At 55.8% G+C, this 11,463-nt stretch carries 11 protein-coding genes and 1 rRNA gene; 1 reads left to right on the top strand and 11 read right to left on the bottom strand.

Annotation, left to right across the window (positions count from 1 at the left end; genetic code table 11):
- The 11 genes from VF629_RS13460 to rpmH form a co-directional block, all read right to left on the bottom strand.
- Positions 1–97: ribosomal RNA gene (locus tag VF629_RS13460) — 16S ribosomal RNA — on the bottom strand; the annotation flags it as partial.
- Positions 98–284: 187 nt separating this feature from the next.
- Positions 285–620, bottom strand: a complete 336-nt coding sequence (locus VF629_RS13455; protein ID WP_331059004.1) for a hypothetical protein — start codon at positions 618–620, stop codon at positions 285–287.
- Between the two features lie 240 nt (positions 621–860).
- Complete coding sequence (locus VF629_RS13450; protein WP_331059005.1) at positions 861–2,135, bottom strand: serine hydrolase; 1,275 nt, start codon at positions 2,133–2,135, stop codon at positions 861–863.
- 128 nt (positions 2,136–2,263) lie between these two features.
- Positions 2,264–3,535: a hypothetical protein gene (locus VF629_RS13445; RefSeq protein ID WP_331059003.1), complete on the bottom strand. Its 1,272-nt coding sequence runs from the start codon at positions 3,533–3,535 to the stop codon at positions 2,264–2,266.
- A gap of 78 nt (positions 3,536–3,613) precedes the next feature.
- Entirely contained in the window at positions 3,614–4,942 is a 1,329-nt protein-coding gene (locus VF629_RS13440) for an APC family permease (protein ID WP_331059002.1), read from the bottom strand.
- A gap of 230 nt (positions 4,943–5,172) precedes the next feature.
- The gene (locus VF629_RS13435; RefSeq protein ID WP_331059001.1) at positions 5,173–5,694 is read right to left on the bottom strand and encodes a DUF2480 family protein; all 522 of its coding nucleotides are present in this window, start codon (positions 5,692–5,694) and stop codon (positions 5,173–5,175) included.
- An 85-nt stretch (positions 5,695–5,779) separates the two neighbouring features.
- Positions 5,780–6,469 (bottom strand): tRNA (adenosine(37)-N6)-threonylcarbamoyltransferase complex dimerization subunit type 1 TsaB, encoded by a 690-nt coding sequence (gene tsaB, locus VF629_RS13430; protein WP_331059000.1) that lies wholly within the window; start codon positions 6,467–6,469, stop codon positions 5,780–5,782.
- Positions 6,469–7,155 carry a hypothetical protein gene (locus VF629_RS13425; RefSeq protein WP_331058999.1) on the bottom strand — a complete coding sequence of 229 codons (687 nt, stop codon included), beginning with the start codon at positions 7,153–7,155 and terminating at the stop codon, positions 6,469–6,471. Before VF629_RS13425 ends, tsaB begins: the two co-directional genes overlap by 1 nt.
- 8 nt (positions 7,156–7,163) lie before the next feature.
- Positions 7,164–8,858 carry a S41 family peptidase gene (locus VF629_RS13420; RefSeq protein WP_331058998.1) on the bottom strand — a complete coding sequence of 565 codons (1,695 nt, stop codon included), beginning with the start codon at positions 8,856–8,858 and terminating at the stop codon, positions 7,164–7,166.
- A 26-nt stretch (positions 8,859–8,884) separates the two neighbouring features.
- The gene (gene rnpA, locus VF629_RS13415; RefSeq protein ID WP_331058997.1) at positions 8,885–9,349 is read right to left on the bottom strand and encodes a ribonuclease P protein component; all 465 of its coding nucleotides are present in this window, start codon (positions 9,347–9,349) and stop codon (positions 8,885–8,887) included.
- Positions 9,350–9,422: 73 nt separating this feature from the next.
- Entirely contained in the window at positions 9,423–9,581 is a 159-nt protein-coding gene (gene rpmH / locus VF629_RS13410; protein ID WP_046246180.1) for a 50S ribosomal protein L34, read from the bottom strand.
- 137 nt (positions 9,582–9,718) lie between these two features.
- Between rpmH and VF629_RS13405 the strand changes: the two genes are divergently transcribed.
- Positions 9,719–11,452, top strand: a complete 1,734-nt coding sequence (locus VF629_RS13405) for a M61 family peptidase (protein WP_331058996.1) — start codon at positions 9,719–9,721, stop codon at positions 11,450–11,452.
- Positions 11,453–11,463: the final 11 nt, after the last annotated feature.

Genomic DNA, 11,463 nt, shown 5'->3' with positions numbered 1-11,463 from the left:
CCCGTGCGCCACTATCGTATTGCTACGACCGTTCGACTTGCATGTATTAGGCCTGCCGCTAGCGTTCATCCTGAGCCAAGATCAAACTCTCCATTGTAAAAATTCCTACACTCACCCGAAGATGAGCTGATGTCGAGTGCTAATCCGACTCGTATTTGACGAGCTCAACTCAATGTTACGTTTGTTGTCGGTTTGTCTTAATTGCTTAAATACAAACCTTACCATTTGTCTTTTCCAGTCATTCAAAGAACGTTTGCTACCTCCATTTGAGGTAGCAAAGTGGCCTAGCGGCCAGATTCTCCTTTCTTTTTGTTTCCCTTCTTTCGATTTGGGAGCGCAAAGGTAAGAAGACTTTTTAACTTATCAAGCTTTTGAAGAAAAATTTTTAGGCTTTTCTGTTTTGCTTTCGAAGTCGTTTCGCTTCCCATTGAAGCGGGGTGCAAAGGTAAGAAGACTTTTCGATTTGTCAAGCTTTTGAAGAAAAATTTTAGACTTTTCTTCTTTCCGCTTTTCAAGCCTTTCTGCCTCCTATCGAAGCGGGGTGCAAAGATACGGGGCTTTTTTCGACTTTCGCAAGGATTTTTGAAAATTTCTTTTCTAGGACTTTGCTTAGGCAGCACGAGACGTAAGACAAGCAAATGCTTCGTGAAGTTCCGTAGCTTTCAAGATTTCTTCGAGAGTTGTTGCTTTTGAAGACCCGCTGTCCGTTTGACGATTTGGGATTGCAAAAGTAGTGGGTCTTTTTGAAATGGCAAAGGGTAGCGCAAAGATTTTTGTGTGGATTGGTGGGTAGGAGGGCAGTTTTGGGCGGGGTCGATTTCTGAATCAAGGACTTATGATGGGAAAGGAATTTTACTTTTTTAGCGAATTGGCTCGGGAGCGAATAATTCGGTGAGGTTGGGATGGAATTGGCGGGGGCGTTGGGCTTCGTAGCGCTGGATGGACTGGCCTAATTGGGCGAGGAAGGGCAGGCCGATGGACTCGTATTCGTAGGCACCGTCGTTGATGATGCCGTCGTGGTTGACGTAGAGGACGGCGCTGAGGAGGAATTCGGACTGGTGGAGGGAATCGGCGAAGTAGGCGACATCGGCGAGGTAGCCGTGCGACATGCCGACTACATTATAGATGTGCAGGTCGGATTGGGCAGGTGATTCTTCACTGCGCCCGTAGTACAGATACTTCTTGTAGGCGCCGAAATAGCGGGTGGAAGCATAGGGACGGTAGCCTGACTGATGTGGAGTCATGTGCAGGTATTGGCGCAAGAAGGCGTAATCGGTTGGCTGCAGGCTCAGGCGTTGGTGTTCGGGCACCGAATTGGGAAAGATGATGCTTTGCAGCAATGAGGTGATATCAGCCAATGAGAGGTAGTTGGCAGTGGTGAAATCGTAGGGCTCGTGGATGATGCGCCCCCCAGCTTGGTAGCTCTTGCCTTTTAGGATGCGACCAAGGGGGTTAAAAAAGGGTTGCGGATTTACTTTAGCGGACTCCTTATATATGGTGTCCCCCTGGAGGGTGTGAAAGCTGATGGGATTGGTGTAACGGTTGGCGGCTGTGTCGCAGGGCGCGAAACGGCGAGTGATGCGCGCACTAGGATACCCTAACTGGGCAAGGCGACTGTTGAGCGGACGTTGGCCTAAAAATTCGTAAAGCCGGTTGTACGCTAGATTATCGCTCACGAGAAGCATGCGCTTGATATAATTCCCAACCGTGGCAGTCTGGTCAGAGTCGGGGGGTACGGCGAATCGGACGGGGGTTTGGCAGCGGTAGGCGGCACCGTGGGCCATTATAGTGCGGCGAGTGACTCCCGGTTTGCTCAGTGCATTGAGCTTTTCGAGGGATAAGGCAGCGACGGGCAGCTTAACTAAGCTAGCGGGGTTGAAGTACTGCCGAGGGTTGAGGTGGTAGGTGTGGCTAATGAAACTGGGGTGATTCTTTGCGTCGCGATTGATTTGAGTATATATAACCTGGACTTCGTACTTAGGATTGGTTGCGATGCGCGTCAGTAAGGGGTGCGTGCGAATCAGGGAATCGAGCAAGGCAGAATCCTCGGACTTGCTATTCGCTGTGATATTCACTTGCGAAAGCGTGCGTTGCAGCTTAGGTAGCGCGTTACCGGCTAGTGAAGCTGCGGCCATTGCCAAGGCCGCTACCAGTATATAGTAACGTCGAGAGCGGCTGATGTTGAGCGATACCATAGCGAATAGAAGTAAAAAGGGCCGTAGTGTTGCCACCACGGCCCTGTGAGGCTGTTTTGTTGGGATAATTAATCGGCTAGAGGAATGAGCCGGCGTGCGAGGAGCAAATTGGAGTCGGTTTGGCGCCAATTGTAGCCGGTACCGAAAGGCAATGGCTTGGGGCGGTTAACCGTGTCGCGGTAGGCGAGGGTGAGCTCCGGTTGGTAATGCTTGGCAAAAAGATTGATGGGGCGTTTGTACGTGCCGTAGTGGTTGAACTGCCAGGCGCCCTTTTGAAAGTACTTCATGGCAATGCCGGAATCGTCTTGCAGGATGTAGCGGCTGCGACGAAGCACCACGCGACGTACTTGGTTGAAATACGTTTTGTGCATGAGGTAGGTGGCCGACTTCACATACGTGGTGAGGGGGCCAAGTGTACGCACAAATGCTAAAGGGGCGCTATTGCTTTTCAGCTTCCAGTCGCTGAGGTCGGCGGAGAAATAGTAAACAGTCTTGGCTTGGCCGTCGGGGCCGCGCAATTTCATCTCAACACCAGGAACAGATTTAGCAGTTGCGGCCTGGGTGGTATCGATGGCAGTGGCATCTTGGAGCTGGCCGGCGGCGTCAAGCTTCACCGGACGTATGGCGGTGACTTGGTTGCCGGTGCGGGCGGCAAACAGCATCATAAGTGGCAGGGCGCCGTCAAGCTCGACTGATTTCAGGTCGACAGCCATGTCGTTGGTGCGAAAGAAGCTGAAGTTGAGCACCGACCACAGCGAAGCTTTTACCGCAGGAAATAACTTGGGATTCTCGAGCGAAGCGCGAGCCGGCACGCTGCCGACGGGCTCCAGCCCCATCAGCACATAGGTCTGACTGGTGGGGAACATCGTAAAAACGTTCAAGAAGTCGGGGCCGCTGAAAGGATAGAAGATGGTGGGACTGTTGCGGTGCACTTCGTCCAACTCCGCATTGGCCCATTTGGTCATGCTGGTGGTATGGGTGGAACGGTACTTGGCCCAACTTTTATCCTGGTCCAGAGCGAAAGCTTGCCAAGCTGGCTGAGCCGCGAGGGCGGTGAGCTTGCTCTGTTGGCTGGGTGGCTGTCCCCCAAGGAACATGGCCACGTCGTGGGCGTAGGCCGTGTCTGGCGCAGCGGAGGGCGTAGGAACTGGATTGGCACGGCTGGCGGCACCTGTCGGCTGCGGGGCCTCGGACTTGGTAGAGTCGATGGCATCGGCCGTGGTGGCCATCGTTTCTTCCTTTGTCGAAGCGGTTTCTGTTTTGGTGGTGGACTCGGAGCAGGCGGTGAGCAGGAGCAGAATGGCTGGCAAAAGCCGAAGCGCAACAGTGCGGAGGTGCATTATATAAGGAAGAGTGGAAAACGAATGGCTTGCACTGGCAATGCCTGAATTATCAACGCAAGTTACGGCGGGGCATTATTAGCCTCTTGGAACCGGTTGAACTGCGGTGATGCGCGTGGTGAGAAAGTAGACAACGGCCCCAACTGCTAGCGTGGCCAAGCCATACAGCGACTCCCTGGGCTTTTCACTCAGGATGAAAGCCAGGGTCCAGCCGCTGAGGCCCAGGAAAATAAGCGGCGTGAAAGGGTAGCCCCAAGCACGGTAGGGCCGCGGCAGGTTGGGCTGGCGCCAACGCAAGACAAACAAGCCCAACACAGTGAGGAAAGTAAACAGGTTCAGCACGAAACCGGCGTAGACCAGCACTTCCTGAAACTTGGGCTTTATAATAAACAGGAGCGTGATAAATGTTTGCAGCGCCAAGGCTCGCACAGGAATGCCGGCTCGGCTTTTGGGCGCCAGGAAACGCAGGGCCGGAATGTCCTCGCCCATGGTCTGCACAATGCGCGGGCCGGCGAATACCATAGAGCTGATGGTGGAAACGAGCAGGCCGGCAATAACGCCGCCCATCAGCCGGCCCCCAACCGGGCCAAACAGCGAAGTGGCCGCTACGAAGCCAACTTCCACCTGCCCTTTCAGGCCAGCCAAGGGCGTGGAGCGCAGAAACACATAATTCAACCCTACATATAATAGGAGTACCACGGCCGTGCCCGCCAGCAGAATGCGCGACAGGTTGCGCTTAGGATTCTCGATTTCGCCGGTAACGTATACCGCGGCGTTCCAGCCCGAGTAAGCGTAGCTCACGTACACGAGCGACACCGCAAATGCAGGACTGAGCAGAGCGCGCCAGCCAGCGGCATCGAGGGCAAAGCTCAGCGGCTGTCCCTCTCCTATTGCCATCCCGGCGCCGATGAAAACAACCAGCACGGCTACTTTAAGCGCGGTGATGATGACTTGCAGACGACTGCCGGCGCGGGTACTGGTGCCGTGCACCAACGTCAAGAGCAGTAGCACAGTGACGGAAAGCCACTCGGGGTGCAGGCCCGGCCACACGCTTTTAGCATAAGTGCCCAGCGCCAACGCCGCCAAAGCCGTGGGAGCTGCAAAGCCAACCGTGGCCGAAACCCAGCCCGACAAAAACCCCATCGCAGGGTGGTATATCTGGCTCAGGTAGTGGTACTCGCCCCCCGAACGAGGCATGGCTGCCGCCAATTCGCCGTAGCACACGGCGCCGCACAGGGCAATGAGGCCCCCGACCAGCCACAACATCAGCAAGGCAAAGCCGCTCTGGATGCCCAGCACTTGAAACCCCAAGCTGGTAAATATGCCCGTGCCCACCATGTTGGCGATGACAATGGAGGTACCGGCAAGGAAGGTGATTTTGTAGGGCATTCGGGTAAGCTCAGGCATGGTGCAAAGATGCGAACGAGTTACCCGAGGAATTCAGCGTAAAAAGCCCGTCATGCTGAGCGGAGCTGAAGCATCTCTTCCGTTTCGGCTGTCATGCTGACGAAGGAAGCATCTTTTCACGCTAGAAAGATTGGTTCTGACTTGATAAGGTCCTTCGCTGTGCTCAGGATGACAGACGGGAGAGATGCTTCGGCTCCGCTCAGCGTGACGGGCTTTCTATACAATTTTTGCTATTGTGCTACAGCTTTCGGCTTTTTGTAGAGCGGTACGGTGCTGCACGGCTCCCCATACATGATGCTGCTCGTGACGGGCAGCAGCTTTTGCATGATGGCCACGTAGGCGAAGGTGGGGACGGGCTTGTCGCCGCAGCCTTTCACCACCACTTTGGCGTCGCGGTATTCTTCGGCATCGATGGCCGCAATGGCTTCTTCAAAAAGTGACTGCTCCAGCGCGTCTACGTTGCCGAATACGTAACGGTGCGCGTGGTTTTGGAGCTTTGTGGCGAGCAGCATGTAGGCCCAGGTGGGCACAATGGCATCGGCCGAGCAGATGATAGCCACGTTTTTGCCGTCGTACTGCGTCCAGTCGTTGGTTTTGATAAACTCACGGAAATCCTTTTCGCGCAGCATGAGGCCGTGAAAGAGGTTGTCTTTGATGTCGTACACCACCCGCTCGCCGGGATGAATGAACTCTTCCAGGTTTATGGTAACAAGGCCGCTATTGGCGACGCGGTTGACGAAGAGAGGTTCCATACTGTAGCGTGGACTCTGCGAGTCCGCGTATTTATTGATGAATGTGAATGCGGCGCGGTTCCGGCGCGGACTCACAGAGTCCACGCTACTTTTTCGGCGTCGTGGTGTATACTTCTTTCAAATAAAATGGCTCGTAGTACGCCACGTCCTGGAATTCCTGCCGATGGTAGGCGGCAACGGCCAATTGACCTACTGCTACTGCCGATGGCTCGATGCCCGCCAGGAAACCAGCGTTGGAATTTTCTCCCAGCAACGCCTGAAACTTGGCGGCACCGTGCCCGAAGAATAACACGGAACGGTGGGCCAATTGTTCGGCCAGCGTGTCGGCGTCGAGCAGCAGCGGCGTGGGTGCCAGCACTTCCTGCCCGTCGGGGGCATATATGGCGGCGTACACTTCCGTGCGTCGGGCGTCCAGCATGGGGCAATACAGGTAGTTTTCGGGCCGCGCCGTGACGGCCGCCACCTGCGCCGCCAAGGCTTTGAGCGTGCTCACGGCCACCAGCGGAATATCTAGCGCGAAGCACAGGCCCTTGGCCGCGGCCCCGCCAATGCGCAGGCCGGTGTAGGACCCGGGCCCGTCACTCACGGCTACGGCGGCAAGGTCGGCCAACTGGTAGCCGGCGTTTTCGAGCAATTGCTCAATCAAAATGGTAAGGTGCGTGGAGTGCGACTTGTCTAGCCGCAGCTCGGACTGGCCGATGAGGGAACCGTCGGCGATGCTGTGAAGGGCCACCGAGCAGACGGGGGAAGAGGTTTCGAGGGAGAGGAGAAGCACTAGTAAATTTCTTCTGGTTTCAGCTTATAACCACTCATTTTCACCGTTTCTAAGCAAAGCTTTTTAAATGGCTCATTGGGCATATCAGTGGTCACCGCCTTGTATTTGCCTTTATAAAACACCTCTAAGGTCCAGCTTGAACCATCTGTATGCGGTGGGGATTTATAAACAGGTTTCATTTGCCAGAACCCTATTGCGTTTAATTCCCTAACGACATGCGGGACTACGTTCTCCTTTAGTAGAACGACGTTTTGCTGGTGCAAAAATGGAAGTGGCTTTCCGAAGCACTTACCGTCTTTCTGAACGGGGCAATCATGATTCAAGCGTTGGATATTTTCTTTATAAAGAGCAAACCACTCTTCGTATAGATTACGCACTCCGCTAGAATCACGAATTTCCGGACGGTTTTCAACACGTACAACAACGTAACGATGAAATGCCCGCCACCAAGAAAACCGCAATGCAATCCGTGCGGTGTCAGTTAGTTTTTCATAGTCTTCTTCGTTGTTGCGAACAAAGTATACTTGCTGCCATTGAGCCTGGGTCAACTTGCTATTAAAGCGAACGGTGTCAATCCAAGCTAATGGATTGACACCGTTCGCTTTTGCTTTCTCAACTTTTGGCTGTTGAGAACATGCTAGGAATAGACCGCAGGAAACAATCAGTAAAGCGGATTGCCATTTCATGCGGCAATCTACTTCGTCCCAGCCGACTTGCGGGCGCTGGCGGCTTGGCCTGAGGGCTTCAGCAGGGCGGCGTAGCGGTTCGGGTCGTTCAGCACGGCCACGGCGGCGATGATGTTGGGGTCGTCGTCGAAGCCGGCTTCGGTGCGGCCCTTCTCGAAGTAGTAGCGCGACACAATTTCCTGCTCTAGCAACTCCTTGATTTCGGGCTTGAAGCGCTGCAAGTCGTTGGCTTTGTTCACGGTCACTTTCTTGCGGATGGCTTCGAGCTCGGCTTTCACGTCGTCGTAGTGTTTCTCCTCCTTCACCTTTTTGCTGAGCTCGGTGAGGGATTTCTCAGCGTCGGTGCTGTAGCTGATGTTCTTTCCCTGCAGGTAGCCCACGAACTTCTGGTAGTCCGCATCGGAGAGCTTGAAAGCGCGGGCGGCCGGAATGCTGGGGTGCTCGGCCCGGTAGCGAGTGGCATAGTCGAACAAATAGCTTTTCTGCAGCAGCACGCGGGTGATGTCCGCAATTTCGCGGTCCTGCACTTCAATATCGGGGGCTACGCCGCCACCATCGTATACCACACGGCCGGCAGTCGTTTTGAAAGCAGTGCGCAACGAATCGGGAAATTTGCCGAGCGAGCCGTCTTCGGCGCGGTGAGCATAGTCGATTTCCTGAATGCAGCGGCCGCTGGGGATGTAGTATTTGGCGGTGGTCACCTTCAACTGCGAGTTGTAGCTGAGCGGGCGCGTGGCCTGCACAAGCCCTTTGCCGAAGGTGCGCTCGCCCACCAGCACCGCCCGGTCGTAGTCCTGCAACACGCCCGATACGATTTCCGAGGCCGAAGCCGAACGGTTGCTGGTAATAATAGCCACCGGAATTTGGGTATCGAGGGGCTGGTCGAGGGCCTTATAGGTCTTGTTCCACTCCGTCACTTTGCCTTTCGTGCTCACCACGTCAAGGCCTTTGTCGATGAAGAGGTTGGAAATGTTCACTGCCTCGTTCAGCAAGCCGCCGGGGTTGTCGCGGATGTCGAACACGATTTTCTTCGCACCCTGCTCCTTGAGTTTGGTCACGGCGGCCCGCACCTCGCGGCCGGCATCGACGGTGAAGCCGCCGAGTTGGAAATAGCCCACGTCGCCGGAAATCATGCCGGTGTAGGGCACGTTATCGACCTGAATCTTGTCGCGGGTGATGTCGATTTGGATGGGTTTGTCCTGGCCATAGCGCGTCACCATGAGCTTCACGATGGAATTAGCTTGGCCCTTGAGGAGTTTGCTGATGTCGGAGTTCGACTTCTTATCCACCATTACCCCGTTGATGTCGAGGATTTCATCGCCGGGAAGCAAGCCTGCTTTTTGGGCCGGGTAGCCTTCGTAGGCGGTTTGCACCACGGTTTTGCCGTTGCGCTTCACCACCGAGGCGCCAATGCCGCCGTACTGGCCGGTGGTCATGGTGCGGAAGTCCTCGATGTCGTCCTCCGGAATGTAGTTGGTATAGGGGTCGAGCGAGCGCAGCATGGCGTCGATGCCCGTTTTCACCAGCTTAGCGGGCGTCACTTCGTCCACGTAATAGGTGTTCACCTCCTTGAAAAGCGTGGCGAAAATGTCCAAGTTCTTGGCAATTTCGAAATACCGCTCGTTGTCGGATGCAGCCCGGAAGGAAACCAAACCCAGCGTGCTCAAGGCCAGGGTCGCGAGTAGCTTTTTGCGGATAGTCATAGAATACGGGTGGCGTATGGGCGAATCTACGGGGCGGGCGCTGGAGCGGATGAGTCTGCCGGCGCGCTTGTCAAACGTTGGATTGCGGAAATTAATTTTTTTTCCACCAAAGCAAGCGGACTTTTTTCCTTACCCGTGAAGATAATACCCAGAAGAGCGACTTGATGCCCGGTTGGTTGCTCAAGCAACCGATATTTATTGAGCCGATAAGCCTCCCGAATGAGCCGCTTTATCCGGTTGCGGTCGACGGCCCGCTTGAAGGTTCGCTTGCTCACGCTAATGAGCACCTGCGGCGGCGCAGCGGTCGGCGCTTCGGTTTTCACCCACACCACGCGCAAGGGGTAAACGCCAAAAGAGGAACCCTGCTTGCCAAAAAGCTCTTCGATGAGCTTCTTGCGACACAGGTGTTCCTCTTTCGGGAAGGTATAGCGCCGTGGGGGCGCGCCTCCGGTGGCCTCACCACCCGGACCCGTCTCCGAGGGAGAGGGCATGCCCGGTGATTGTGGTGGTTGCATTGTTGGCGGTTAGCTAACAGCTATTAGCTAATGGCTAACAGCTAGGATTCTAGCGCTTGTGCTTGCCTTCGTCGGATACAGTAAGGCGCTTGCGGCCTTTAGCGCGGCGACGGGCCAGCACGTTACGGCCGTTGGCGGTTTCCATGCGGAGACGGAAACCGTGCTTGTTGACACGCTTACGCTTCGAAGGCTGATAGGTACGTTTCATGGTATGTCTAGTTTTCTAGTTTCGAGTTGGGCCGGCAAAGGTACGGGCTTTGTCTGGAAAAGGCAAGGGCCTCAGCCACTTTTAGCTGGCGTGGGCGTACTGCTACTAGCTTTAGGCACTTTTAACCATTCCCAGCGATGATTCACTACCGCGTTTCCTACGCAAACCCGCTCACTTTCTACCTGCAAATTGAAATAACGATGGACGTAGCCACCGACGTGGCGGAGCCGCTGGAACTGCAGCTGCCAGCGTGGCGGCCAGGCCGGTACGAGCTGCAAAACTTCGCGCAGAAGATTCAAAAAGTCGAGTTTTTTGACGCGGCTTCCGACCAGCCCCTCCCCTACCGCAAGCTCACCAAAGACCGGTGGGCGGTACCGAACGCAGCCGGCCGCACGGTAGTAGTGCGCTACAACTTCTACGCCCACCAGATGGACGCGGGCGGTTCCTGGCTCGATGAGTCGCAGCTGTACCTGAACCCGGTACAGGCGCTGATGTACGTGGAGGGCCGCCAGGAAGAAGCCTGCGAGTTGACCTTGGCCATTCCCCGAGGCTGGCAGATTGCCTGCGGGCTGCCCCAAACCAGCCCAAACGTGCTGGCGGCGCAGAATTTCGACCAGCTGGCCGATGCTCCGCTCATTGCCAGCCCCACGCTGGTGCATCAGGAATACGAGGCGGGCGGGCTGCCATTCCACGTGTGGGTGCAGGGCGAAGCAGACGTGAACTGGCCGCAACTGCTGGCTGATTTCAAAGCATTTTCGGAGGTACAACTGGAGATGTTCGGAGGCTTTCCGGTGGCGGACTACCATTTCCTGAACCAGTTCTTGCCCTACAAGCACTACCACGGCGTGGAGCACCATAACTCCACGGTGATTGTGCTAGGCCCGGCCGAGCTCATCATGAGCGAAGGCTTATATAAGGAGCTGCTGGGCGTGAGTTGCCACGAGCTGTTCCATACCTGGAACATCAAGAGCATCCGGCCAGCGGAGATGCAGCCCTATGATTACAGCCGTGAGAACTACTTCCGCACCTGTTTCATTGCCGAGGGAATCACGACTTATTACGGCGAGTACCTGCTGGCCCGCAGCCGCGTGCACACGCCAGAGCAATACTTTGAAGAGTTGAACACGGTGTTGCGCAAGCATTTTGATGATGCGGGCAGCGAAAACCTCTCGTTGGCCGACGCCAGCATGGACCTGTGGCTGGATGGCTATAAGTCGGGTGTGCCCGACCGCAAGGTGTCCGTCTACCACAAGGGCGCTCTGGCCGCCCTGATTCTGGACTTGACCTTGCGGCAGCTTTCCGGCCATGCCCGCAGCCTCGACGACGTGATGCGGCGGCTGTATGAGGAATTCGGCAAAACCGGCATCGGCTACACCGAAGCCGACTACATCCGGCTGGTGAACGAGGTAGCCGGGCGCGACATGCACGCGTATTTCGATAAGTTCATTTACGGGACCGCGCCGCTGACGGAGTCGCTGGATAAGGTGCTACACACGGTGGGCTGCGAGCTGCTGGTGGGCGAAAACGGTTCGGCCTCGGAAAGCGTGTTTGGTTTCCGGACGGTGGTGAAGAACGAGCGGACGGAGGTAAGCGCCATCTGGCCCAATTCGCCGGCTGCCGCGGCCCTGACCATCGACGACGAGATAATAGCCGTGAATGGCCGGCGCGTGGACATGAACCTGCAGTCGCTGTTCAACGACGCGGCCGGGGAGTACGAAGTCAGTGTCTTCCGCCAAAGCCGCCTGCTAACAGTGAGCCTGAAGGCCATGCCCGGCGTCAGCTTTGGGCAACGGTACGCGGTGCGCAAGCTTGATAAGGCCGGGCCAGCGCAACGGGAAGGCTTCGGCAAGTGGCTGGGCTGGGATTTCTAGAGAAATTGTTT

It is taken from the genome of Hymenobacter sp. (genome assembly GCF_036388155.1).
In the GTDB taxonomy this organism is placed as follows: Bacteria; Bacteroidota; Bacteroidia; order Cytophagales; family Hymenobacteraceae; genus Hymenobacter.
Note: the sequence above shows the minus strand (reverse complement) of the source record. Positions and strands in the feature narration are given on the sequence as shown.

Coding starts and splice junctions, on each gene's coding strand:
- VF629_RS13435 (WP_331059001.1), bottom strand. CDS start 5,694: ATGGAACCTCTCTTCGTCAACCGCGTCGCCAATAGCGGCCTTGTTACC.
- rnpA (WP_331058997.1), bottom strand. CDS start 9,349: ATGCCCTCTCCCTCGGAGACGGGTCCGGGTGGTGAGGCCACCGGAGGC.
- VF629_RS13405 (WP_331058996.1), top strand. CDS start 9,719: ATGATTCACTACCGCGTTTCCTACGCAAACCCGCTCACTTTCTACCTG.
- VF629_RS13425 (WP_331058999.1), bottom strand. CDS start 7,155: ATGAAATGGCAATCCGCTTTACTGATTGTTTCCTGCGGTCTATTCCTA.
- VF629_RS13440 (WP_331059002.1), bottom strand. CDS start 4,942: ATGCCTGAGCTTACCCGAATGCCCTACAAAATCACCTTCCTTGCCGGT.
- rpmH (WP_046246180.1), bottom strand. CDS start 9,581: ATGAAACGTACCTATCAGCCTTCGAAGCGTAAGCGTGTCAACAAGCAC.
- VF629_RS13450 (WP_331059005.1), bottom strand. CDS start 2,135: ATGGCCGCAGCTTCACTAGCCGGTAACGCGCTACCTAAGCTGCAACGC.
- VF629_RS13420 (WP_331058998.1), bottom strand. CDS start 8,858: ATGACTATCCGCAAAAAGCTACTCGCGACCCTGGCCTTGAGCACGCTG.
- VF629_RS13445 (WP_331059003.1), bottom strand. CDS start 3,535: ATGCACCTCCGCACTGTTGCGCTTCGGCTTTTGCCAGCCATTCTGCTC.